This is a genomic window from Streptomyces sp. NPDC047085 (genome assembly GCF_040643735.1).
In the GTDB taxonomy this organism is placed as follows: domain Bacteria; phylum Actinomycetota; class Actinomycetes; order Streptomycetales; family Streptomycetaceae; genus Streptomyces.
Window position 1 is genome coordinate 235,432 of record NZ_JBEYUW010000013.1, and the last position, 24,377, is coordinate 259,808.

The window sequence follows — 24,377 nt, forward strand, 5'->3', positions numbered from 1 at the left end:
GTGGAGGAGATCGACGCGTCTCGATTACCGGAGCAGCGCAACGCCGATGGGCCGTCCGCCGCGGTCGTCGCTTCGCTCCCGTCCGCCGCCGGGCCGCGCGCGGGCAGCCGGCGCGACGTCGCCGTCGTGTGGTGCGTCAACGCCGTCGACGGACTCGGCAGCCAGGCCTCCGGGCTGGTGGTCCCTCTGCTGCTCCTGGATTTGGGCCACGGCCCCGGAACCGCGGGAGTGTTCGCCAGCGCTGCCGCCCTCGCCGGTGTGCTCCTCGGGCCCGTCGTCGCCGTGCCGGCCGACCGGGCGCACCGGCGCCGCCTCATGACCGGCGCGGCGGTGCTGGCGGCCCTGGCGATGGCCGGTCTGGCCATCGCCTGTCTGCGGCACCCGCCTCTGTGGATCCTGTTGGGCCTGGCCTTCACCGAGCTCCTATGCGCGACGGCGTACGAGACGGCGGCGCGCGGGGCCCTGCGCCAGCTGGCGATGCCCGAGGACCTGCCGCGCGCCGTGGCCGGTCTCCAGGCGGGCGATCAGACGGCGCTGGTGGCGGGTCACCGCGTGGAAGAAGCACCACACCGACGCGCGGCTGACCCACACCGACCTGGGGGACGAGATCGTCCTGGTCAGCCGGCGGGACTCCTTCGACTGGCGGACCCTGCGCCTGACCGACCCGTTCGCCCTCGCGCTCTTCCGTCTCCTGGACCAGCCGCACTCCCCCGCCGCCCTGCACCGCAAGGCGACCTCGGCGCCCGCCTTCGCCGACCGCACCCCCGGAGACGTGCAGGCCCTGCTGGACGACTGGACGGCTCTGGGCGTGACCTTCACCGACGCGGGCCAGTACGTCCACATCGCGCCCGCCTCCGTCAACCAGGACCTGCTGCGCCTGGACTACATGCGTCACGTGCATGCCCGCCCCACCACCGAAGAGGCCGACCGAGTGGACAAGACCGAGGAACCCGTCCGGTCAGCCCACAGCACACCGGCTCCCGCCCTCCCCTGACCCGCCACGACTCCCAGCCGCGAGTCTCCGCCGACCCATCAGCCCCGCCGCCGGTCTCCGGGCTCCGCCGACCCACCAACCCCGCGCCCGCCGGCCCCCGGCATCCCTCCCCGCTCCTCCACACCTGCCGATCCGACCCTCCGCCACCGACAAGGACCGACCATGCCACCCAGCACACCGAGCCCGGCCGTCCAGGCCTGGCGCGACCACGACTCCCAGGCCCGCACGCTGCCGGGCATGTCCCTGGGCCGCGTCCCGCTCAGCGCGGATGCCGGCGACGCCGAACGACTGTGGGCCATGGGCACGCGGCGCGCCGAACTCGACGCACCGGTCGACCTCGCCCTGCCCGGGACGGCCGCCGCCCGGGCGGCGATCGACCGGCTCTGCCTGATCCGCGACCTGACGGCACGCGCCGTACAGGTCGACTGGGATCTGCGCCTCCCCCCGGACCGGGCCGACCACCTGTGGAAGGTGCTGTCCCACCTACAGCCGCCCCGCACCCTCGCAGGCCTCGACGACGCCGACGCCGACACCGCCCTGCACGCCTGGCGCACCCGCCACTACCTCTGCAAACTGATCTGGCGTCAGGGGCCCGGCTTCCTCCAGATCCGGGATCGCCGCTGGGGTGATCTGCGCCGGTTCACCGCGGACGACCCCCGTTATCCGGCGGCCGTCGCCCGACTCGACCGGGGCGCCCACACGAGGGACATCCCCGCCGACATCCTCGAAGAACTCGACGCCGAACACCTGGTCCTGCGAGCGGACGACCTCGTCTGGTGGCTGCCGTACCGCGTCACCCGCTGGCTCCAGGAGGCGATGGCCGTGTAGGTGCAGGTGGAGGGTGAACTCCCCGGGATCGGGTCACTCCGTCGGCATCGAGTCCGGGAGTCCCAGCGCGGCTGACACCTGGCGCCAGATGGCGGTGAGGGCGCTGTCCAGGGTGACGGTCGGGTCGCGGAGCATGAGGCGGATGCCGTAGCCGTCGCTCAGGGACAGGACGAGGGTGCTGAGGTCGTCGACGTCGGTCGGTGTGAACTCGCCGGAGGCGATGCCACGCCGCACCGCTCCGGCCACCCAGTCGTGCAGCTGCGCGTACAGGTCGACGGCGAAGGTCCGGGTGGTCTCGTCGCGCAGGGCGCGGGCCCACAGTTCCTGCCACAGCCGCCAGTCCTGCCGCAGTTCGGGATCGGTCGGCAGCAGGCTGCGCAGGATGCGGGCCAGGATGACCGCCGCCGGCGCGGTCTCCGCGTCGCGTTCGAGGCCGACGGCGGTGTTGGCGAAGGAGTGGGTCATCGCCTCGGTGAAGAGCTTCTCGCGCGTGTCGAAGTGGTAGTGCAGCAGCGCCGTGGACACGCCGGCCCGCTCGGCGACCATGCGCATCCGGATCTTCTCGAAGCCGATCTCGGCGATGACCTCGCACGCCGCGGTCAGGATGCGCTCGCGTGTGTCTGCCGTGCGCACCTTCGTGGTCACGCTGCGGCTCCCCTCGCTCGATGGTCGTACGCCATGACCATTTTCCCTCATTGCGGCCTCGCCGGTGTCGCGGCCTCGGGCTGCGGCGGTCCGTCGTACACGTGGAAGCCCCGTCCGGACTTCCGGCCCAGCAGGCCGGCCTCCACCATCCGGGAGAGCAGGGGTGGCGGTGAGTAGTGCGGTTCGCGGAACTCGGCGTACAAAGACTCGGCGATGGCGCGGGTGGTGTCCAGGCCGATCAGGTCCGTCAGGGCCAGCGGGCCCAGCGGATGCGCACAGCCGAGGACCATGCCGCGGTCGATGTCCTCGGCCGTCGCGGCGCCCGACTCCACCATGCGGACGGCGGCCAGAAGGTACGGGACGAGCAGGGCGTTGACGATGAATCCGGCCTTGTCCCGGGTCCGGACGACCTCCTTGCCGAGGACGCCGGTCACGAAGGTCTCCGCCCGTGCCGTGGTCGCGGGCGAGGTCAGCAGCGAGGGGACGAGTTCCACGAGCCGCAGGACCGGGACGGGGTTGAAGAAGTGCACGCCGACGACGCGGTCGGGGCGGGTGGTCGCGGTGGCGAGCCGGATGACCGGGATGGAGGAGGTGTTGGTCGCGAGGATGGTCCGGTCGCCGGTGATCACGGAGTCGAGGCGGGTGAAGACGTCGAGTTTGAGGTTCTCGTCCTCCGGTACCGCCTCGATCACCAGGTCGTGGTCGCGCAGGGCCTCGATCTGGTCGACGACGGCGATCCTGGCCGCGGCGGCCTCGCGTCGTTCGGCGTCGAGCCTGCCGTGCGCCGTGGCCCGGTCGAGCGAGCGGGTGATGCGCCGCAGACCGGCCCGGGCCGCCTCGGCATCGCGTTCGACGACCGTGACCGGCACGTCGGCGCGTGCGCAGACCTCGGCGATGCCGGCGCCCATCAGGCCGCAGCCGACGACCCCGACGCGCTCGATGTCGGTCATGCCTCTTCCTCTCCCATGGATGGTTCTCTGTCTCGGCGCCGCTCGCTGTCCCGTCGGCCGGGGCCGGCCCGCGGGCCGGGGCGCACGGCGGCCCCGGCCCTGGGAAGAGCGCGTCATGCGACGGGCAGGTCAAGAACCCCCGTGCCGCGCTTGACCAGCTCGCCTGCGATGATCAGCCGCTGGATCTCGGACGTGCCCTCCCAGATGCGGTCCACGCGCAGTTCCCGGTAGAGCCGCTCGACGGCGTACGCGCGGTCGTAGCCGCGGCCGCCGTGGATCTGCAGGCAGCGGTCGATCACCCGGCCCGAGGCCTCGCTCGCCGAGAGCTTGGCGATGGCGGCCTTGGCGTGCAGCGTCTTGCGGTCCTCGGCCGAGGCCTGGTCGATCTCCCAGGCGACCCGGTGGGTGTAGGCCCGGTTGACCGCGATGTCGACGGCACAGTCGGCGAGCATGCCCTGGATCAGCTGGTACGACGCGATCGGCGCCCCGAACTGCTCCCGCTCCACCGCCCAGTCACGGGCCAGCTCCAGGGCCCGTTCGGCCGCCCCGGTGGTGCGTGCCGCGATCATCAGCCGCTCCTCGGTGAACCAGGAGCGCGTGATGTCGTAGCCCTCGCCGATGCCGCCGAGCACGGCGTCCTCCCCCACCTGGACGTCGGTGAAGGTGAACTCGGGGTGCTCGTAGACGAAGGTGTGCATGAAGCGCGGCACCCGGGTCATCTCGATGCCGGGGGTGTCCTTGTCCACGAGGAACAGCGTGGGCGCGCGGTCCGGGCCCGCCGCCGCGAGCACGATCATGAAGTCCGCGTGGTCGCCGACCGTCACGAACCACTTCTCGCCGTTGAGCACCCAGCCGTGGTCGTTCTTGGTGGCCGTGGTGGCCAGGTTCTGCGGGTCGGAGCCCGCGCCCGGCTCGGTGACGGCGTAGCAGTCGCGCCGCTCGCCCTTGATGACCGGCACGAGGAAGCGCTCGCGCTGCTCGGGGGTGCAGAAGCGGAGCGCGTTGGCGGGGCGCCACACCATGTCCCACAGGGCGCCGGTGAGCCGTCCCAGTTCCTCCTGCACGGTGACCTGCTCGGCGATGGTGAGTCCGGCGCCGCCCCATTCGGCCGGCATGTTGACGGCCTGGAGCCCCGCGTCCAGGACGGCGTCGCGGATCTCGGCGTGGGCGCTCGCGGGGAGGCCGTTGTTCTCCTCGCACTGGATCTCGTAGGCGGCGATGACGTCGGTGAGGGCGCGCGCGTCGGCCTTGAGCTGCGCCTGGCGCGGGGTGAGGCGGAAGTCCATGGATGTCCTCGCTGTGCGGTGGTCGGGGGGTGGGCGGTTTCAGGGCGTGCGGTGGATGCCAGGGGGTTGGGCGGATTCCGTGCGTGAGCGGATGCCGTGCGTGGGCGGATGCTGTGCGGCGGCGGATGCCGGGGCTGGGGCGGTCTCAGTGCGTGGGCAGGGCCAGGGCTTGGGTGCCGCGCTTGATCAGCTCGTTGGCGATGATGAGCCGCTGGATCTCGCTGGTGCCCTCCCAGATCCGGTCGACGCGCAGCTCGCGGTACATGCGCTCGACGGGATAGGTGCGGTCGTAGCCGCGGCCGCCGAAGATCTGCAGACAGCGGTCGGCGACCCGGCCGGCGGCCTCGCTGGCGGCGAGCTTGGCGGTGGAGGCCTTGGCGTGCAGCGTCTTGCGGTCGGTGCCCGGCTGGTCGGCCTCCCAGGCGACCTGGTGGGTGTAGGCCCGGTTGACCGCGATGTCGACGGCGCAGTCGGCGAGCATGCCCTGGATCAGCTGGTACGAGGCGATCGGGGCGCCGAACTGCTCGCGCTCCACGGCCCAGTCACGGGCGAGCTGCAGGGCGCGCTCGGCCGCGCCGACCGTGCGGGCCGCGATCATCAGGCGTTCGTCGGTGAACCACTCCTTGGTCAGCTCGTAGCCGTTGCCGACGCCGCCGAGCACGTCCTCGTCGGCCACGAAGACGTCGGTGAAGGTGAATTCGGGGTGCCCGTTGACGGCGGAGTGCATGAAGCGCGGCACCCGCGTCATCTCGACCCCGGGCGCGTTCTTGTCCACGAAGAACAGCGTGGGCAGCCGGTCCGGGCCGGCGTCCGCCTGCACCAGCAGGAAGTCGGCGATGTCGCCGCAGGTGACGAACCACTTCTCCCCGTTGAGCAGCCAGCCGCCGTCGGTGCGGGCGGCGGTGGACGTGCCGGAGGACGGGTCCGAGCCGGCGCCCGGCTCGGTGACGGCGAACGCGTCGAACCTCTCCCCGCGGATCACGGGCATCAGGTACTTCTCGCGTTGCCGCTCGTCCCCGTGGGCGAGGACGTTGGCGGGCCGCCAGGGGATGTCCCAAAGGCAGTTGGTGACCTTGCCGAACTCCTCCTCCACGATGACCTGGTCGAGGAGGCTGAGACCTGCTCCGCCCCACTCGGCGGGCATGTTGATGGCGTAGACGCCGGCGTCCATGGCGGCCCGGGTCAGTTCGGTGACGAGCTGCTGGGGCAGGGGGCCGCCGGCCTGCTCGGACTGGTCCTCGTACCGCATGAGCAGGCGTGCGTAGTCGGCGGCACGGCGCTTCAGGTCGGCCTGCTCGGGGGTGTAGCGCATGTCCATGGGGGCCTCTTCGGTCGGCGGGACGGCGTGCGGGGGCGGGTGGGGCAGTGCCGGTCAGGCGAGAACGGCTCGGGAGTCCAGGGCGAGGGCGCCTCGGGGCCGTACGAGAAGGGGGTTGACCTCGATCTCGGCGATCTCCGGGTGGGCGGCGGCGAACGCGGTGATCGTCTCGACGGCGGCCGCGGCAGCGGCGATGTCGACGGGCGGGCGGCCGCGCACCCCGTCGAGCAGGGCGGCGGTGCGCAGTCCGCGCAGGAGGTGCAGGGCGCGGTCGGCGGGGACGGGCGCCAGGCTGAAGGCGACGTCGTGCAGTGCCTCGGCCAGCACACCGCCGAGGCCCACCATGGCGACCGGGCCGAAGCGCGGGTCCCGGTTGACGCCGACGATCAGCTCGATGCCGTCGGTCAGGTCCGCCATGGCCTCCACGGAGTAGGCGGAGGCGCCGAGCCGGACATGCATCTCCCGGAAGGTGGCCAGCAGTTCGTCCGGTCCGGCCAGGCCCAGTGCCACGCCGCCCGCGTCGGACTTGTGCAGCAGATGGAGGGCTTTGAGGACGTAGGGCCCGGTGAACTCCTGGGCGGCGGCCATCAGTTCTGCCTCGTCGTGGATCTCGCGCGCGGCCGGGAAGGCGAGTCCGGCTTCTTCCAGGGCTCTGCGGGTCTCCATGTAGCCGCTCTCGCGCAGCGGGGACGCGGGCGGCGGAAGCGGTGTGACGGCTGCGCGCCGCGCTCCGGGTGCCGTCGCGGCGAGGGCGCGGGCGGCGTCCTCGGTGGCGGCGAAGACCGGGATGCCCGCCGCGGCGAGGGTGCGGCAGCTGGGAGACTCCGGATACATGGACTGCACCACGACCGGTTTCGCGGTGGCGCGGTGCCGGGCGGCGATGAGACGCGCGGCCTCCTGCTCCCCGTCCGCGAGCACCGTGCCGCCCCCGCCGAGCCCGCCTTCGGCGGCCGCGTAACCGCCGAAGTAGCCGGTCATCAGGACGGCGTCGACCTCCTCGGCGGCGAGCAGCGCGGCGACGGTCTCCGCGTACGAGCCGGGGTCCTGCTCGCCCATCCCGGCGAGGTCCACGGGGTTGGCGACCGCCGACGGTTCCCACAGGGCGTTGCGCAGCTGTCGCCGGGTCGGCTCCCGGAGTTCGGGCACGGTCAGGCCGGCCGCCTCGACGGCGTCCGCCGCGATGACGCCGTGGCCGCCGCCGTCGGTGAGTACGGCGACCCGGCGGCCGGACGCCCGCCGCGCACCGGTCAACGCGGCCAAGGCGACGGTGAGTTCGCGGGGAGTGGCGACCAGTTCCACACCGGCGTCGCGGCAGGCCGCGGTCACCACGTCGGCCGAGGTGGTCAGCGCGCCGGTGTGCGACTGGGCGCTGCGCGCGGAGGCGTCGCCGCGTCCGGCGGTGAGCAGCACCACGGGCTTGCCTGCGTCGGCGGCCGCCTCGGCGAAGGCGCGGCCGTCGGCGAAGTCCTCGGCGTAGACCGCGATGGCCCGGGTGCCCTCGTGCCGGGCGCAGTCGGCGAGCAGGTCGACGAGCGTGACGTCGGCCTGGTTGCCGAGGGAGACGAAGCGGGAGAAGCCGAGTCCGTGCGGGCCGAAGCGGAGCTGGAGTTCGAGGGCGAGGTTGCCGCTCTGGCTGAGGAGCGCGACCCCGCCGGGGGTGAAGGTGTCGGAGGCGAGGAAGAGGTCGGTGGTGTTGTCGGCGATGCCCAGGCAGTTGGGCCCGACCATCACGGCACCGGCGGCACGCACGCGTTCGGCGACGGCCTGCTGGCGGACCCGGCCCGCGTCGCCGGTCTCCGCGAAGCCGGCGGTGATCGCGACGATGGCCCGCGCCCCGCACCGCAGGGCCTCGTCGACGGCGTCCTCGAAGCCCGCGGCGGGCACCGAGACGACGGCCAGGTCGACGGGTTCACCGATGGCGCTCAGGCTGGGCGCGGCCAGGCGGCCGAGCACCGTGCCGCCGCGCCGGTTGACCAGGTGCACCGGGCGGCGGCCGTTCGCGCGGACGGCCTGCGCGGCGATGGCGTGGCCGTACTTGGCGGGGTCGTCGCTGGCTCCGACGACGGCGACGGAGACGGGGTCGAAGAGGGCCGACAGGTCACGTCCCATCTCACTTCACCAGCCGCAGCGCGGAGTTGGGGCACGCGGCGACGGCCGCTTCGGCAACGCCCTCGCCGCCGTCGGGCACTTCGGTGGCGCGCACCTGCGCGTACCCCCACTCGTCGAGGTCGACCAGCTCGGGCGCGGGTTCCTGGCAGAGGCCGTAGCCCTGGCAGCGGGTGGAGTCCAGCAGGAGTTTCATGGTGCGTTCCTTTCGGTGCGGCGGGCGGGGTGAGAGTGCGTGGCGGGGATACGGAGACGGCTGAGGGGCCCGGATGCGACTCACGGGGCCGGACGCGGCTCAGGGCACCGGCACCGTGAAGCGGCGGCCGTCCTCGGGTGCCGCGCCCGCACAGGCGCGGCAGGCGGAGCGGCGGTGGGCGTCGACGCGGTCGGGGAAGTGGGCGAGGAGGGTGGCGACGATGCGGGCGGCGGCGTCGAGCAGGCCGCAGGCCCCGCGGCCGGGCAGTTGCCGTGACCAGCGGTGCAGCTGGTCGGCCGAGTCGGCGCCCGCCCGGCCGCGGGCGAGGCTGGTGAGGGTGCGGGCCAGCGCCCCGGTGCCGGCGACGCACACCCCGCACTGTCTGGCGCTCTGCGCCGCGAGGTAGGCGGCTGCCTCGCCGGCCACGCCGACCGGGCAGTCGTCCGGGTGCAGGAAGTGCAGCGCTCCGCAGCCGAGGGCCGCGCCGGCGGAGCGCAGGACGTCGTGGTCGAGTGGCAGGTCCGTCCAGCCCGGGCCGTGCAGGCCGCCGAAGAGGCCGCCCAGCAGGACTGCCTCGGCCGTGCCGTGCCCGCACAGGTCGGCGAGGACCTTCAGGTGCGTACCGGCGGGCACCTCGGCCAGCGCGGGCGCGACACCGGCACCCGCACCCGCTCCCGCACCGGCGCCCGAGACGGTCACCAGATGGGTCCCGGCGACGGCGAGAGCGGCCTCGGGGCGCGAGTAGATCAGCGCGATACGTGCCAGTGTCTCCACGTTGGCGACGAGGGTGGGCGCGCCGCCGACTCCGCTCTCGAAGGGACGCGGGGGTTTCGCCGTGGGCAGTGCCGGGCCGCCGTCGATGCGTCGTACGACCGCGGTCTCCTCCCCCGCGACGTAGGTGTGCTCCGTGCGGACGACGTCGATGCGCAGCCTGGGGGGACACTCGGCGAGTGCCCGGCGCACGGCCCGCTCGGCGGGCTCGTCGGAGAGGTAGACGCAGCCGCGCTCGGCGCCGGTCATGGCCGCGACCAGGCGGATGCCGTCCAGGACCGTGTGCGGCCGGTGCCGCAGCAGCCAGCGGTCCTTCACCGAGCCCGGCTCGCCCTCCTCACCGTTGGCGACGACGACGGCCCTGCCCGGTGCGTCGCGGACGGCACGGATCTTGACGGCGGCGGGAAATCCGGCGCCGCCCCGGCCGCGCAGCCCCGCAGCGGCGATGCGGTCGAGCAGCCGGTCGGGCGAGGTCAGTGGTGCGTAGCCGCCCGCGGCGAGGTAGCGGGAGATGTCTTCGCTGCCGCCGGACAGCCAGGCGCCGGACAGCAGCGGGGCGAGGAGTCCTGGCCGGCCGTCGGGGAGGAGGGAGAAGACGCCGGTCATGCGGTGCTCCTGGGGTCGGAGTGGCTGTGGCTGGAGAGGCCGGTGTTGTCGCTGGCTCTCAGCCGCGCCAACGCCCGTTCCAGATCCCGCCGCTGTGTGGCCGTACGCGTGTATCCGGCCCCGGGGAGGCCGATCAGCATGCGGTGGTGGTCGAGGACGACTTCGCCGGCCAGCAGCGCCGACCGCGGGTCGGTGGTCGTGGGTCCCGTCGCGGCCTCGACGACCAGGTCGGTGACCTCGCGGAGGTAGCGCAGCCAGCCGCGCTGCGTGCCGCGCAGCACGAGCCGCTCGACGCGGTGCCGCTCGGCGGCCACGAGGTCCGCCGGCGGGCGATCGTCGGCCCGGGCGCGCAGGGCGGCGACCGCGGCGGGCAGTTCCTGTTCGGGCTCCGGCGTGAGGCCGAGCCATACGAGACTTCGGCGAGCGCTCATGCGTGCCTCCGGGGTCGCACCGTTTCCGGGTGCTCCGGAGACGGGGTGGCGCGGCGATGGTGTGGACGGCCATGGCGGGGACGGGGATGCTCCACCGCCGTGACGAGCCGGGCGGGGAGCCGTGCGGGGTGCCCGGCCGGGACCGGGCACGGCGTGGACAGAGGTGGATGGGGTGGACGGGGACAGCGACGGGTGTCCGGACCCGTGCGAGGTGCGGGCCGGCGCTGTCCACCGGCCGGGGACCGTGTCCACCGACCGGGTCCGTGGTGGCCGGATCTGGGCGGCCGATGGGGGGCGGACGGTGGTCCGCGGGCTTGCGGAACGGGCCCGGGGCGGCCGTCTGCGGGCCCGGGCCTTCCGCCTGCCACGAGACTAACTAACCAATTAGTCAGGCCACAAGTCTTGACTTGATCCCGTCGCCGCCGCACTCTGACTAATCAATCAGTCAGCCGGATCGCGCAGGTCCGCAACGCCTTTCCCGGCGCTGTGCCCGCCGCCCGTTCCGGCCACAGCCTCACCGCCCATCGCCGCCGCCGCGGCGCGGAGGAGGACCCCATGCATCCCTTGACCACTCGGGCAGCCGACCCCGTCTCCCCTGCCCCGCCGGAGCCGCCCCCGGAGCATCCCGGAGAGGCCCTGCCGGCCCGCTACTACACCGATCCGGCCATCGCCGAGGCCGAGACCGACCGGATCTTCGCCAAGTCCTGGCAGCTCGTCTGCCACGAATCCGACCTCCCCGGACCCGGCGCCCGGCTGACCGCCACCGCGGCCGGCCGCGAGGTGCTGGTCGTCCGCACCGAGGACGGCAGCCTCGCCGCCCACCTCAACGTCTGCCGGCACCGCGGGACCCGCCTGGTCACCGCCCCCGAACCGGCCGGCAAGGCGATCCGCTGCCCGTACCACGGCTGGACCTACAAGCTCGACGGACGCCTCGTCGGCGCCCCCGAGGCGCGTCGCATCCCCTGCCTGGACAAGCCCCGGCTCGGACTGCACCCGGTCAACGTGGAGTCCTTCCTCGGCTTCGTCTTCGTCAACCTCGACATGGAGGCGACCCCGCTCGCGGAGAGCTGCGGCGGGCTCGCCGAGGCCGTCGGCCGCTACGCCGGCCCCGGCCTCGTACCCGTCGGCAAGCACCGCATCCACGACCTGGCGGGCGGCGAGGAGCAGAACGCCAACTGGAAGGTGATCGTCGACAACTATCTGGAGGGCTACCACGTCCCCGTGGCGCATCCCGCGCTGATGCGGCTGCTGGACTACCAGGCGTACACGGTGGACGTGCGGGAGAACTATGTCCTGTTCGAGTCCCCGCTGCGCGACAAGCCCTCCTCGAACTGGACCGAGCGGCTCTACCAGCGGCTCGCCACTCCGATGCCCGGCCTGACCGAGGCCGACCGGCGGGTGTGGCGGTACGCCGTGATCTATCCGAACACGCTGATCGACTTCTACCCTGACCACGTGCTCGCGTGGACCGCCCTGCCCACCGCCCAGGACCGGGCGGCGATTCCCGGCGGCTTCTACACCCGGCACGGGGAGAGCGTCCGCACCAGGCTGGCCCGGCGGCTGAACATCCACATCGGCTGGGTCACCAACGACGAGGACGCCGAGCTGGTGGAGCGCGTGCAGGCCGGACTGCGCACGCCCGGGTTCGAGCCGGGTCCGCTGTCCCAGCGCGAGGCCGCGGTCGGCTGGTTCGCCCGCCGGGTCCGGGACGACCTGGCGGGGGACGGCCGGGAAGGGGCCGCGCAGTGACGTCCTCCCGCGCGCCGTACACCGTCCGCCCCGGGTCGGACTTACCCCTCCCCCGCTGACGCGCGCACGCACCTCCCCAGACCGGTCTTCACTACGGAGTCAGGGCCTCCGTGAGCCGACCAGCCGGTCCAGCCCTGGAGTTGTGCCGTTCCTCGACGGAGAGGACGTTCCGTGTCCCCCGAGGTACCCCCACCCACCCGACGCGCCGTGCTCCGGGCAGGCGCCTTCGGCCTGCTCGGCGCCGCGGCCGGCGGCTGCGGGTTCATGCCCTCGAAGACGCCCGACGCCCGGCAGCTCGCCCCGGTCAAGGCGCGCGTCGACGGCGATCTCGTCTACTTCAACTGGGCCGACTACGTCGACCCGTCCGTGTTCAAGGGCTTCGAGAAGGAGTACGGCGTCAAGGTCGTCCAGTCGAACTTCGACTCGATGGAAGGCATGGTCGCCAAGCTCAACGCCGGCAACCGCTACGACATCATCTTCCCCAGCGCCAAGTGGGCCCAGCGCCTGGTGCGCGGCGGCCGGCTGCGCCGTATCGACCACTCCCAGCTCACCCACTCCCACGCGGTGTTCGGCACGTACACCTACTTCGCCGACCCCTGGTACGACCCCGGCTCCGCGCACACCGTCCCCTTCACCGCGTACAAGACCGGCATCGGCTGGCGCCGCGACAGGATCGGCGAACTGACCGGGTCCTGGCGGGACCTGTGGAGCGACAAGGCCCGAGGCAAGGTGTTCCTGCTCGACGACCGCGACGAGGTCCTCGGCATGGGCGCCCTCGAACTCGGCCTGGGCGTCAGCACCGGGGACACCGGCGACCTCGACCGCATCACCTCCCTGCTGAGCACCCTGCGCCCGCGACTGCGCGGCTTCTCCAGCGACAGCTACAACAACCTCCTCAACGGCAATGCGGTCATGACCCAGGCCTGGAGCGGCGACATGGCCGCCATGCTCAACCAGGCCAAGGACCCCTCCGTCTTCGGCTTCCAGGCCCCCAGGGAGGGCACGCCGATCAACTCCGACTGCTACGCCATCCCCTGGAACGCCCCGCATCCGGGCACGGCGATGCTGTTCATCGACTACATGCTGCGGCCGGAGAACGTGAAGAAGAACATCGAGTACATCGGCTACCCGATGCCGGTGGCCGGCTCCGAGAAGGTCTACGCCCAGCTGGTCGAGCCGTTCCCCGAGTGCCTGGTCACCCAGGAGGACCTGAAGGCGGACCTGTTCTTCCGCAACGGCGGCCGCGCGGCGGAGGACGCCCGCGACACCGCATGGACGCATGTGAAGGCGGGCTGACCATGGCACTGATCCGCCCCTCCTCACGCCCTCGCATCCGCCCTTCCTCACGCACCCGCACCCGCTCTTCCGCACGCACCCGCCGCCGGGACACCGCCGGAAACCGGATGTGGGTCTGGTTCATGCTGCCGGGCACGCTGTGGATGACCGGCTTCCTGATCGCCTCACTGGTCCTGGTGGCCGTCCTCGCGGTCGGCACCACCGACGACCTCGGCAACCCGCGCTTCGGCTTCGACCTGTCCGCCCTGCGCGCCCTCGCCGACCCCGCCTACACCGAGGTCCTGGCCCGCTCCCTCGGCTACGCCCTGCTGACCTGCGCGATCTGCCTGCTCATCGCCTACCCGGTGGCGTACACCATCGCCCTGCACGGCGGCCGCTACAAGCACGCTCTGATCGCCGCGATCGTGGTGCCGTTCTTCGCCAACTACCTGGTCCGCATGTACGGCTGGTCGGTGGTCCTCTCCGACGACGGCCCCGTCCTGCGCGCCCTGCGCGCCGTCGGACTGGCCGACGGAAGCACGAAGATCCTCAACACCGGCGCCGGCGTGGTCGCGGGACTCGTCTACGGCTTCGTCGTATTCATGATCATCCCGCTGTACGCGGCCCTGGAACGGCTGGACGTCTCCCTGATCGAGGCCGGCCGCGACCTGTACGGCGGCCCGGTCCGCACCTTCTTCTTCGTCACCCTGCCCGCCACCCGGCAGGGCGCGGCGGCCGGACTCGTGCTGGTCTTCCTGCCCGCCATGGGCGACTTCGTCAGCGCACAGCTCATGGGAGGACCGGACCAGATCATGATCGGGAACCTCATCCAGGACAAGTTCTTCCAGGGGCAGAACTGGCCGCTGGGCTCCGCACTCACGATGCTGCTGATGCTGGTGCTGCTGATCGGGATGTTCGGCTATCTGCGGCGCACCCGCAAGGACGAGGCGGAGGCCCGCCGATGACCCTGCTGAAGCTCCCGTCCACCGCCGCTGCGGCCCGCCCCGCCGCCCGGACCCGCTCGCGGCGCGGCCGCGCCGACCGCAAGCCGCGCGTCCTCGTCGCGGTCACCGGGCTCTTCTTCGCGCTGCTCTACCTGCCCATCGCCGTCGTGGCCCTGTACTCCTTCAACTCCAAGAAGTCCCTGACCGTCTTCGGCGGGTTCAGCCTGCGCTGGTACCGGGCCTTCGTCCACGACGACGTCATCATCGCGTCGTTGGGCACCAGCCTGCGGATCTCCCTGGTGGCGATGGCCGGTTCGGTCGTCCTCGGGGTGGCGCTCGCGCTCGGCCTGGTCCGCTGCCGCACCCGGCTCGGCTCACTGGCCGGACTCGTCATGCTGGTGCCGTTGATCACGCCGGAGATCGTCACCGGTGTCGCGTCGATGCTCCTGTTCAAGGGCCTGGGTGTGGCCCTGTCCACCGGCACGGTGATGCTGGCCGAGATCACCTTCTCCATCTCCTACGTCACCGTCATCCTCCGCTCCCGGGTGGCCGCGCTGAACCCGGAGGTGGAGGAGGCGGCGATGGACCTGGGCGCCACCCGCTGGCAGGCGGTACGGCTGGTGACGCTGCCGGCCCTGCTGCCCGCCGTACTGGCCAGTGCCGTACTGATCTTCGCGCTGGTCTTCGACGACTTCGTCCTCGCCTACTTCACCACCGGCGTCGATCCCCAGCCGCTGTCGGTGCGGATCTACTCGGCGATCCGCTTCGGCGTGCAGCCCACCATCAACGCGGTCGGCACGCTGATGCTCGCGGGGTCCATCGGCCTGATCGCCCTGGCCCTGTTCATCCCGCGCCTCTTCGGCCGCCGCGGCGGCCTCGACATCCTCTCCGGAGAGTGACTCATGGACGCGACCGAAGCGACCCCGGCCGTCCGGCTCGACGGCGTCTCCAAGCAGTTCGCCGACTCCTACGCCGTCCACCGCCTCGACCTCGACATCGAGGCCGGCCACTTCTTCTCCCTGCTGGGCCCCTCCGGCTGCGGCAAGACCACCTCGCTGCGCATGATCGGCGGGTTCAGCGATCCCACCGAGGGTTCGGTGCTGCTCGCCGGTGAGGACGTGACCGCGCTGCCGCCGAACAGGCGGAACGTCAACACGGTCTTCCAGAGCTATGCGCTGTTCGACCACCTGAGCGTCGCCGACAACGTCGGCTTTGGTCTCAAACGCAAGGGCGTCGCCAAGGCCGAGATCCGCCGGCGCGTCGGCGAGATGCTGGAGCTGGTCCAGCTCGCCGGCCTCGCCGACCGCAAGCCCCGTACGCTCTCCGGGGGCCAGCGCCAGCGCGTCGCTCTCGCCCGCGCGCTCGTCAACCGCCCGGCCGTCCTCCTCCTCGACGAGCCGCTGGCCGCCCTCGATCTGAAGCTGCGCCGCCAGATGCAGGTGGAACTGAAGCAGATCCAGCGCGAGGTCGGCATCACCTTCGTCTTCGTCACCCACGACCAGGACGAGGCCCTGACCATGTCCGACCGGATCGCCGTGATGAACGAGGGCCGCATCGAACAGTGCGGCACCCCCGAGGACGTCTACGAGCATCCCGCCACCCGCTTCGTCGCCTCCTTCATGGGCACCTCCAACCTGATGAGCGGCACCTACCGGGGCGGCGAGGTCACCCTGGACCAGGGGCCCGCCCTGGCGGTCGGCGCCCGCACCGGCATCGCGGACGGCACGGCCGTCAGCGTGTCCGTGCGCCCCGAGAAGATCTGGCTCTCGGACTTCGAACCGGGCATGTCGATGCTGAGCGGTGTCATCCGCGAAACCGTCTACAGCGGCCCGACCACGACCTACCTGATCGAACTCGCCCCCGGCGTCACGCTGTCGGTCCTGGAGCAGAACACGGCCCGGGCCCGCATGGAGGACCGCTGGAGCGGCGGCGAGACGGTGGAGTTCGGCTGGCGGCCCGAACACTGCCTGGTCCTGGCCTGACCCCACTCCACGACGAAAGCGAAGCTCATGCATCACGACGTGATCGTGCTCGGCGCCGGACTCGCCGGGCTCGCGGCGGCCCGGGACCTGGCCGCCGCGGGCACCGACGTGCTCGTCCTGGAGGCCCGGGACCGCGTCGGCGGCCGGGTCGAGCAGACCCGGACACCCGACGGCCGCACCGTCCAGCTGGGCGGCGAAGTGGTCGGCCACGGGCACACCGCCTATCTTCAACTCGCCAAGGAACTCGGCCTGGAACTGGTCCCCAGCTACGTCGCCGAGCCCGGCCGGATCACCCGTGCCACACCGGAGGGCCGCTCGGCCGGCGATCCGCCGCACTGGTTCGGCCCCGGGGACGCGCCGGTGCACGAGCGGCTGGGCGCGGAGTTCACCGCGCTCGCCGCCACCGTCGATCCCGACGACCCCTGGTCGCATCCGGACGCGGCCGCCCTGGACCGGCTGTCCGTGGCCGACTGGCTGCGCTCCCGGCACGCCTCACCGGCCGTGGTGCGCCTGTGGGACATCGGTCAACTCGCCCTGGCGGGCGGCTCGTACGAGCGGATCTCGCTGCTGGCCGCGCTGCGCAAGAGCGCGGCGGTCCCCGGTCCCGGCACGGGCGACTACGACTACGACGACTGGGAGGGGCTGCGGCTCGCGGAAGGTTCGGCGACGCTCGCCGAGGTCCTCGGCCGCGAGCTGCGCCCCCACATCCGGCTCGGTTCGCCCGTCGCCGCACTGGACGTACGCACCGGCCGTTGCTCCGTCCGTCTGGTCAGCGGTGAGGTGCTCACCGCCGGCGCCGTGGTGAGCGCCCTGCCCGTGGGACCGCTGCGGAATCTCGCGATCAGCGGCGTGAGCGAGGCCCGGCTCGCCTCGCTGCACCGCCAACGCCAGGCGGTCGCCGCGAAGTTCGCCGCCGTGTACGACCGTCCCTTCTGGCGGGACGACGATCTGAACGCCCTGTCCGAGACCGAGGGTGTCCTGGGCAGCACCTGGCCGCAGAACGAGGGCATCCTGTCGGCGCTGATCCCGCCCGAGCGGTACGGCGTGCTGCTCGGCACCCCACCCCAGCTGCGCACCCCCGAGCTGCTCGCCGAGATGGCCGGCATGTTCGGCGCCGAGGCACTCCGGCCGACCGCCTGCCATCTGCGGCTGTGGGGCACCGACCCGTGGACCCAGGGCTACGTCACCCAGTGGCCGCCGGGCGAGGTCATGGCCGTCGGACCGCTGCACGGCACCCACGAACCGCCGTTCTACGTCTGCGGCTCCGACCAGTGGGTCGCCGGATACATGGAGGGCGCCGTCCGCACCGGCCGTGCCGCCGCCGAGGAGGCGTTGCGCCGTGGCTGACACCCTCCGGCTCACGACCGTCCTGAACCATATCGACGGCAAGGAGGTACCGGCCGCCTCCGGTGCGGTTCTGCCGCTGATCGACCCGGCCACCGGGCAGCGGCACGGCGCGGCCGCGCTCTCCGGCGCCGAGGACGTGGACGCTGCCTGCCGGGCGGCCGACGAGGCGTTCCACGGCTGGTCGGTGACGACTCCGGCGCAGCGGCAGACCGCGCTGCTGCGCATCGCCGACGCCCTGGAGCGGGAGGCGGACGCGCTGGCGAGCGCCGAGGTGACCGACACGGGCAAGCCACGCGCTCTCTTCCTGGCGGACGAACTGCCCGCGATCGTGGACGTGTTGCGGTATTTCGCCGGCGCGGCCCGGAACCTGCCGGGCGCCGCGGCCGCCGAGTACACCCCGGGCCGCACCTCCGTCCTGCGCCGCGAGCCGGTCGGGGTCTGCGCCCAGATCACCCCGTGGAACTACCCGCTGATGATGGCCGTCTGGAAGGTCGCCCCCGCGCTGGCCGCCGGCAACACCGTCGTCCTGAAACCGTCCGACACCACGCCCTCCTCCACCGCGCTCCTCGCCCGGCTGGCCGCCGAACACCTACCGCCCGGCCTGCTCAACGTCGTGTGCGGCGACCGCGACACCGGGCGGTCCCTCGTCGCCCATCCGCGGGTACGGATGGTCGCCGTCACCGGGAGCGTCCGCGCCGGCCAGGAGATCGCCGCGGCGGCGTCCGCCGACCTCAAGCGGCTGCACCTCGAACTCGGCGGCAACGCACCGGTGCTGGTCCACGAGGACGCCGATCTCGCGGACGCGGTCGAGCAGTTGTCGTCGCTGGCCTTCTACAACGCCGGGCAGGACTGCACGGCCGCCACCAGGATCCTCGTCCACGAGCGGATCCACGACGCCTTCCTGGACGCCTTCGCCGGCCGAGCGGCACAGCGCGTGCCCGGCGCGCCCGACGACGAGCACGCCGACTTCGGTCCGCTGGCCAACGCCGCCCAACTCGCCACCGTGCGCGGCCTGCTGGAGCGCCTGCCGGACCACGCACAGGTCGTCACGGGTGGCACGACGGTGCCCCGGCCGGGCTACTTCCACCGGGCCACGGTGGTGGCCGGCGTCCGGCAGGAGGACGAGATCGTACGCAGCGAGGTGTTCGGCCCTGTCGTCACCGTCCAGCCGTTCGCCGAGGAGTCCGAAGCCCTCCGCATGGCGAACGCCGTTCCCCAAGGGCTGGCCGCGAGCGTCTGGACACGTGACCACGACCGCGCCATGCGCGCGAGCCGGGCACTGCACACCGGCATCGTCTGGGTCAACACCCATGGCACGACAGTCTCGGAGATGCCACACGGCGGAGTACGTCACTCCGGCTACGGCAGCGACCTGTCCCTCACCGGCCTGCTCGACTACACACAGGTCAAGCACGTCATGTTGTGAGGGGCGGGAGGGCACGTCGCGGCGCCTCAGTTTCCTACAGGAGGCATCAGTATTCCCACTGGACTGTGGCTGGATCGGACATCTGACAGGTGTTCGTATCTCGCGATACTCAGGGCTGGGCGATCCGCCCTCCCCTTTCCGCCTTCGGAGGCCACTGATGTCCCAGACCAGTGTTCAGACCGCGGCCGTGCTCGAGGCCTGGCTGTCGGGTGCCGAGAGCGCCTTCGGCCAGCTCAACCCCGCCGGTCCGCTGTACGTCGGCGGCGCCGCCGCGGAGGCCGCGCTCACCGACCCGAGTGACTCCCTGTACGGCTTCTGTTCCAGCCCGAGCGGGTCGCGCGGCAGCTGGTGCTGCTGATCGTCGCACCGTAGGGGAACCGCGCGGCACGTCGCGACGCATGCGTGCCGCGCGGTTCCCCGCGCCGTCTCCCGGCGGCACCTGGCAGGCCTCGGACCGTACGGCAGAACAGGGAGGGCGGATGGTGATCGGATCGGAGCCGGACGGCGGGGAGGAGACGGAGTGGTTCGCCGAGCCGGTACGAAGCATCGCGCGTCCGTGGCGAGAAGACCTGGCCAGGCGCCTGGCGGCCACGACCGGCCTGGGCCGGGACGAACGGGACGTCCTGCTGGAGGCGGGCCACACCGCGCTGCAACAGTCCCTGCACGCCAAGCTCTCCCGCCTGTTCCTCCTCGAACTGCACGCACTGCGCATGGCAGGGGGCGCCGGTCCGGACACCGGGCATGCGGCGGACACGCGCACATGGGCCGCGTTCATCGAGCAGGCCGGTGAGGAGGGCTATCTCGACAAGCTGGCCGGCCGCTACCCGAGTGTCGGCCGCCGGGTCGCCGCGGTGGCGCGGATGTCGGTCGCGGCCACGGCCGGCCTCGCGGAACGTCTCGCCGCGGACCGGGACCTACTGCCTCCGTTGCTCAGCGGACCCGCAGGACCGGTCCAGGCCGTGACGTTCGGCGCGGGCGACAGTCATCAAGGCGGCCTGACGGTCAGCCGGGTCGACTTCACCGGCGGAAGCGTCATGTACAAGCCCCGGCCGTCCGGGACCGACGTGGCTCTGGGCGCCCTGCTGGACGAGCTGTTCTCGGACTTCCTCGCCGCCCCCGCGCCGGACGAACGGATCCGGGTGCCACGGACGCTGGCGCGGGACGGCTACGGCTGGGCCGAGTTCGTCCACCACCGCTACTGCGCGAACGACGCCGAACTCGCGGCGTTCTACCGCAACATGGGGCACTGGCTGGCCGTGCTCCGCTTCACCGGCGGCACCGACATGCACGCCGAGAACATGATCGCTGCCGGACCGGTGCCGGTGATCGTGGACGCCGAGACGCTTTTCGACTCCCCCGCGCCCTTACCGCCCAGCGGCCGCGGCGACGCGGTGGACGTGGCGGCGGCCGCCATCCGCCGCACCGTGCTGCGCACCGGGCTGCTGCCCGTGCGGGGCACCGGCTTCGCGCTCGGCGGAGTGGACATCTCCGGGGTCGGCGCGCTGCCGGGCCAGCAGCCGCTGATCCCGAGCCCGGTCATCGCGGACGGTGGCACCGCGGCGGCCCGCTTCGAGGTGGACCTGGTGGCGATGCCCACGGCCGGCAACCACCCCAGCCCCACCCCGGTGCTGAGCGCCTACTGGGACCGCATCCTGGCCGGCTTCCGCGAGATGACCGCGCACCTGCGCCGGCCGGGCGTGGACCCGTACCGGTTGCTGGGCCGGTTCGAAGGCGCGCGGGCACGGCGGATCCTGCGGCCGACGCAGGCGTACGTCGACATCGGCCGGATGCTGTGGCACCCGGCCTCCTTGCACGACGAGGCCGCGGCGGTCGAACGGGCCCGGGACATCCTGCGACGCAACGCCGAGGTGCTGCCCGGTGCGCCGACGGACCCGGCGGCCATCGACGACGAGATCGCGGACCTCCTGGCCGGCGACGTGCCGATGTCCGGCTTCACGGTGGACTCGGCCGTCGTACGGAACACGGTCGAGGACTGGCGCACCGCGGACCTCGCGCTGGAGGAGTCCGTGATCCAGGACGCGCTGGTGGGCGCGTACCTGAACGAGCGTTCGCTGCCGGCGCGGGTGCAGGCCGCCGCCCGCGACCCGCACGCCCGCGACCGGGAGCGGCGTCGCCGGGAGCTGGCCGCGCGAATGGTGCGGCGGCTGTGCGGCGGGGCGGTGCGCGGCGAGGACGGCACGGTCACCTGGATCAGCCCCGTGTTCACGCCCGCCGGATGGTCCATCAGAGTGCTGCCCGCCGACCTCTACACCGGGCAGGGCGGGGTCGTCCTGACGCTCGCGGAGTACCAGGCCGAGGTGCGGGCCGGGCGGGCGGACGAGGTGCCCGGCGTCGCCGAGACGCTGGAGGGCGCCCTGCGCGTGCTGATCAGCACCGAGGACCGGACGCCGACGCCGTCGGCGGGCGCGTTCAGCGGCGCCGCGTCGCAGGTGTGGACGTGGCTGGCCCTGCACCGGGTGCTCGGCGAGCACGGGCTGCTGGAGCGGGCCGCCGAGCGGGCGGTGCTGCTGGAGGGCCGGCTGGTCGAGGACGACGTCGAGGTGGATCTCCTCAACGGGGCGGCCGGTGGCGTCGTACCGCTGCTCGACCTGGCCGCGGCGACCGGACAGGACCGCTGGCTCGCCGCCGCCGCACGCATCGGCCGCAGGCTGGCCGACCTGGCCACGGTCGACGGCGACGGGGTCCGCTGGACGACCCGGCTCAACCCGGAGGGCATCGGCGGCTTCGCCCACGGCGCCACCGGCATCGGCTGGACGCTGGCCCGGCTCGCCCTGAGCGACGCGGGTTCCGCGGCCCGGCGCAGCGACTGGAACCGCCTGGCCGAGCGGGCCTTCGCCTTCCAGGAGTCCCTCTGGCAGCCCGGGCACGGCAACTGGCTCGACGTCCGCGTCGGCGCCGAGGAGGACTTCTTCACCAGCTGGTGTCACGGCAGCGCCGGGATCGGGCTCGGCATGCTCGACCTGTACGAGCGCACCGGCGACCCGGCCCGCCTCGACATGGCGCGGCGCGCCGCACGGGCCTGTGCGGCCGAGGGCTTCGGCTGGAGCCACACGCTGTGCCACGGCGACCTCGGCCTCTGGCAGTTCCTCACGGCCATGGACTTCGGCGATTCCGCCGAGCTGGACGGTGAGATCCTCACCGGCCTCGAACAGCGCGGCCCCGTCGGCGGCCTGGCCCGCGAGGCGTTCTCCCCCAGCCTCATGTCGGGGCTCGCGGGAGTCGTCCACACCCTCCTGCGCATGCACCGCTCGGCCGCCCTGCCCGACCCCCTCGTGCTCAACCCCCTCGTGCTCGACTGACCCCGGGACGCCATCGCCTCCGGCGCGCTCGGGCCGGAGGCGGTGCGGCCCGTCAGCCGTCGTAGGGCATGACCGTGAGGACCTTGCCCTTCGGTGTCGCCTGGAGGTAGCCGCTCTGGCCGTAGGAGTTGCTGAGGTAGACGGACATCCCGACGGGGCTGTCGAAGGTGGAGTCCGGCAGATTCAGCACCAGATAGCGGATGTTGGCATCGTCGACGTTCAGCTTCCGCTGGGCTTCGGACAGCAGGGACGGGACCTTGTCCCAGTCGAAGTCGTCCAGGCCGACCGCCGTCTTCCCGCTCCCCAGCGAACCGCTGATGATGCCCTTCTCCACGCCCTGACCGGACCGATAGGTGTACGAGTCGTACTTCCTGTCGTCGCCCTTCACCATCAGGTCGGCGGAGACGTACTGCGGATACACCGTGAGCGAGGCGAATCGCGTACGACCGGTCTCCTTCTCGAACGCGCTGACCGCCGTACGGATGCCGTCCGGGCTCAGCAGGTTCGTCGTGCCGGCGGGCGCCTTCGCCGAGGGCGTGACGTCCGTCGCGGTCGAACCACTGGCCGACGGCGACGTGACGCCGGAATGGCGGGGCCCCGCCCCCGCGGATCCCGACGTGCCCGGGCTCCCGTCCGGGAGCAACGCCCAGACGAGAACTCCGGCCAGCGCCACGCCCGCCACCGGCAGACCTATCAGCGCCCAGCGTCGGCCAGAGCCCGGCGGCACGGAGACGGTGGGGGACGCGGGACGCGCGTCCCACGGCCCCGTGAACGCCGTCGGGGCGGATGGTGTGCCGTAGGACCCTGCGGTCATGGAGGGGGCGGGGCCGAAGCCGGCGGTTGCCGCGGGCGCAGGGCCAGGAGCGGGGCCGGGCGGCGTCTGCGTCATGGAGGGCGGGGACAGCTGGTACGAGGTGGGCAGTTGGTATGAGGTGGGTTGGTACGAGGTGGGTGTGCCGGCCTGGCGGGCGGCGGCCTCCAGCATCCGCTCCAGCTCCTCGGCGTCCGGCCGTGCCGCCGGATCCCGGACGAGGACCCGCAGCAGGACGTCTCGCAGCGGACCGGCCTTGACCGGCGGCGGGATGTCGTCCCTGAGCACGGCGGCGAGCGTCGCCAGGGTCGTGCCCCGGCGCAGCGGGTGGTGGCCCTCGACCGCCGTGTAGAGCATCATCGCCAGCGACCACAGGTCGGAGGCGGGACCGCCGTCGTCGCCGGAGACGCGTTCCGGCGCCATGAAGTCGGGTGTGCCGATGACCGATCCCGTCGCCGTGAGCGTGGTCGTCGCCTCGCGGATCGCCGCGATGCCGAAGTCCGTCAGTACCGGACGGCCGTCGGGGCGCAGCAGGACGTTGGCCGGTTTGACGTCGCGGTGCTGGATCCCGGCGTCGTGCGCGGCGCGCAGCGCGGCCAGCACCTCACGTCCGATGCGCGCCGCCTCGCCCGGGTCCATCGGCCCGAGCGCCAGCCGGTCGGCCAGGGAGCCACCGGTGACGAGTTCCATGACGATCCAGGGGTAGCTGCCCGGCCCCTCGTCGACGACATGGTGGATGGTCACCACGTTGGGGTGGGCGACGCGGGCCAGCGCCTGCGCCTCTCGGAGGACCCGCTCCCGCAGCATTTGGGCGGCCTCCGGGTCGTACTCGGCCAGACCGGGATCGGGCGGCCGGACCTCCTTGACCGCCACGCTCCGCTGCAGCACGAGGTCCCGCGCCCGCCAGACCATGCCCATTCCGCCCCCGCCGAGCCGTGCTTCCAGCTCGAACCGCCCGTCGACAACCCGTCTACCGCCGTTGTCGGCACCCGCATCACTCATGCGCGGGAGCTTAGACCGAGCACGCACGGACGAGGGACTCGGCTGCTGTGGGCCACGATCACCGAGAGGCGGACCGGCCACGCCGAACTCGGCGTGGCCCCGCGGATTCTCGTCTCTTGTTCCTCCTTACAGGCTGTGGGCGGAGATGTCGCCGTGGGTGGTGGTCGCGTGGATGGTCAGGGCAGCGCCGGCGCCGTCGGTGTTCCGGAGCGCGTTGTGGATGCGGCCGTAGCCGGTGCCGGCGTCCAGGGAGGCGGACACTCCGCGGGCGGCACCGACCGAGATGTCGCCGGACTCGGTGCGCAGGACGACCGTGCCGCGCAGGGCCTCGGTGATGCGGAGGTCGCCCTTCTGGGTGCTGATGTGTGCGGGGCCGTTGAGGCGGCCGAC

Annotated in this window: 21 protein-coding genes and 1 pseudogene; 12 read left to right on the forward strand and 10 right to left on the reverse strand. The window is 72.7% G+C overall.

Annotated elements, in window-relative coordinates; all coding sequences use genetic code 11:
• Positions 1–177: 177 nt before the first annotated feature.
• The 3 genes and pseudogenes from ABZ865_RS34505 to ABZ865_RS34515 all read left to right on the forward strand — a co-directional run.
• Positions 178–486: pseudogene (locus tag ABZ865_RS34505) on the forward strand (MFS transporter); the annotation flags it as partial.
• Between the two features lie 286 nt (positions 487–772).
• Entirely contained in the window at positions 773–994 is a 222-nt protein-coding gene (locus tag ABZ865_RS34510) for a hypothetical protein (RefSeq protein ID WP_361239272.1), read from the forward strand.
• A 162-nt stretch (positions 995–1,156) separates the two neighbouring features.
• On the forward strand, positions 1,157–1,822 hold the full coding sequence (locus tag ABZ865_RS34515) for a DUF5825 family protein (RefSeq protein ID WP_361239274.1): 666 nt from the start codon (positions 1,157–1,159) through the stop codon (positions 1,820–1,822).
• A 33-nt stretch (positions 1,823–1,855) separates the two neighbouring features.
• Here the strand turns inward: ABZ865_RS34515 and ABZ865_RS34520 are convergent, their stop codons facing one another.
• The 8 genes from ABZ865_RS34520 to ABZ865_RS34555 form a co-directional block, all read right to left on the reverse strand.
• A complete protein-coding gene (locus ABZ865_RS34520; RefSeq protein WP_361239276.1) occupies positions 1,856–2,467 on the reverse strand; it encodes a TetR/AcrR family transcriptional regulator in 612 nt (203 codons plus the stop codon).
• 47 nt (positions 2,468–2,514) lie between these two features.
• Positions 2,515–3,417 carry a 3-hydroxybutyryl-CoA dehydrogenase gene (locus ABZ865_RS34525; protein WP_361239279.1) on the reverse strand — a complete coding sequence of 301 codons (903 nt, stop codon included), beginning with the start codon at positions 3,415–3,417 and terminating at the stop codon, positions 2,515–2,517.
• 113 nt (positions 3,418–3,530) lie between these two features.
• The gene (locus ABZ865_RS34530) at positions 3,531–4,703 is read right to left on the reverse strand and encodes an acyl-CoA dehydrogenase (protein ID WP_361239281.1); all 1,173 of its coding nucleotides are present in this window, start codon (positions 4,701–4,703) and stop codon (positions 3,531–3,533) included.
• Between the two features lie 145 nt (positions 4,704–4,848).
• Positions 4,849–6,021, reverse strand: coding sequence for an acyl-CoA dehydrogenase family protein (locus ABZ865_RS34535; RefSeq protein ID WP_361239283.1), 1,173 nt, complete (start codon positions 6,019–6,021; stop codon positions 4,849–4,851).
• A gap of 54 nt (positions 6,022–6,075) precedes the next feature.
• Complete coding sequence (locus ABZ865_RS34540; RefSeq protein WP_361239285.1) at positions 6,076–8,130, reverse strand: acetate--CoA ligase family protein; 2,055 nt, start codon at positions 8,128–8,130, stop codon at positions 6,076–6,078.
• Position 8,131: 1 nt separating this feature from the next.
• Positions 8,132–8,323, reverse strand: coding sequence for a ferredoxin (locus tag ABZ865_RS34545; RefSeq protein ID WP_361239287.1), 192 nt, complete (start codon positions 8,321–8,323; stop codon positions 8,132–8,134).
• Between the two features lie 99 nt (positions 8,324–8,422).
• Positions 8,423–9,700: an NADH-ubiquinone oxidoreductase-F iron-sulfur binding region domain-containing protein gene (locus ABZ865_RS34550; RefSeq protein ID WP_361239289.1), complete on the reverse strand. Its 1,278-nt coding sequence runs from the start codon at positions 9,698–9,700 to the stop codon at positions 8,423–8,425.
• The gene (locus tag ABZ865_RS34555) at positions 9,697–10,131 is read right to left on the reverse strand and encodes a hypothetical protein (protein ID WP_361239291.1); all 435 of its coding nucleotides are present in this window, start codon (positions 10,129–10,131) and stop codon (positions 9,697–9,699) included. Before ABZ865_RS34555 ends, ABZ865_RS34550 begins: the two co-directional genes overlap by 4 nt.
• A gap of 555 nt (positions 10,132–10,686) precedes the next feature.
• On the opposite strand from ABZ865_RS34555, the gene ABZ865_RS34560 reads away from it, so the two are divergent.
• The 9 genes from ABZ865_RS34560 (at position 10,687) to ABZ865_RS34600 (ending at position 22,174) form a co-directional block, all read left to right on the forward strand.
• Positions 10,687–11,880 carry an aromatic ring-hydroxylating dioxygenase subunit alpha gene (locus ABZ865_RS34560; protein ID WP_361239293.1) on the forward strand — a complete coding sequence of 398 codons (1,194 nt, stop codon included), beginning with the start codon at positions 10,687–10,689 and terminating at the stop codon, positions 11,878–11,880.
• A 171-nt stretch (positions 11,881–12,051) separates the two neighbouring features.
• Positions 12,052–13,176, forward strand: coding sequence for a spermidine/putrescine ABC transporter substrate-binding protein (locus ABZ865_RS34565; protein WP_361239295.1), 1,125 nt, complete (start codon positions 12,052–12,054; stop codon positions 13,174–13,176).
• A 2-nt stretch (positions 13,177–13,178) separates the two neighbouring features.
• Entirely contained in the window at positions 13,179–14,120 is a 942-nt protein-coding gene (locus ABZ865_RS34570; RefSeq protein WP_361239297.1) for an ABC transporter permease, read from the forward strand.
• On the forward strand, positions 14,117–14,998 hold the full coding sequence (locus ABZ865_RS34575; protein ID WP_361239299.1) for an ABC transporter permease: 882 nt from the start codon (positions 14,117–14,119) through the stop codon (positions 14,996–14,998). The genes ABZ865_RS34570 and ABZ865_RS34575 overlap by 4 nt, the downstream gene beginning before the upstream one ends.
• Before the next feature lie 3 nt (positions 14,999–15,001).
• On the forward strand, positions 15,002–16,081 hold the full coding sequence (locus tag ABZ865_RS34580; RefSeq protein WP_361239301.1) for an ABC transporter ATP-binding protein: 1,080 nt from the start codon (positions 15,002–15,004) through the stop codon (positions 16,079–16,081).
• Between the two features lie 27 nt (positions 16,082–16,108).
• On the forward strand, positions 16,109–17,428 hold the full coding sequence (locus tag ABZ865_RS34585) for an NAD(P)/FAD-dependent oxidoreductase (RefSeq protein WP_361239303.1): 1,320 nt from the start codon (positions 16,109–16,111) through the stop codon (positions 17,426–17,428).
• Positions 17,421–18,854, forward strand: a complete 1,434-nt coding sequence (locus ABZ865_RS34590) for an aminobutyraldehyde dehydrogenase (RefSeq protein ID WP_361239305.1) — start codon at positions 17,421–17,423, stop codon at positions 18,852–18,854. Before ABZ865_RS34585 ends, ABZ865_RS34590 begins: the two co-directional genes overlap by 8 nt.
• A gap of 157 nt (positions 18,855–19,011) precedes the next feature.
• The gene (locus tag ABZ865_RS34595) at positions 19,012–19,212 is read left to right on the forward strand and encodes a DUF6229 family protein (protein WP_361239307.1); all 201 of its coding nucleotides are present in this window, start codon (positions 19,012–19,014) and stop codon (positions 19,210–19,212) included.
• 121 nt (positions 19,213–19,333) lie between these two features.
• Positions 19,334–22,174 carry a type 2 lanthipeptide synthetase LanM family protein gene (locus ABZ865_RS34600; RefSeq protein WP_361239309.1) on the forward strand — a complete coding sequence of 947 codons (2,841 nt, stop codon included), beginning with the start codon at positions 19,334–19,336 and terminating at the stop codon, positions 22,172–22,174.
• A 52-nt stretch (positions 22,175–22,226) separates the two neighbouring features.
• On the opposite strand, the gene ABZ865_RS34605 is transcribed toward ABZ865_RS34600, so the two are convergent.
• Both ABZ865_RS34605 and ABZ865_RS34610 read right to left on the reverse strand, forming a co-directional pair.
• Positions 22,227–23,987 carry a serine/threonine-protein kinase gene (locus tag ABZ865_RS34605; RefSeq protein WP_361239311.1) on the reverse strand — a complete coding sequence of 587 codons (1,761 nt, stop codon included), beginning with the start codon at positions 23,985–23,987 and terminating at the stop codon, positions 22,227–22,229.
• A 126-nt stretch (positions 23,988–24,113) separates the two neighbouring features.
• A partial coding sequence (locus ABZ865_RS34610) for a DUF4097 family beta strand repeat-containing protein (RefSeq protein WP_361239313.1) occupies positions 24,114–24,377 on the reverse strand: 264 nt, incomplete at its 5' end.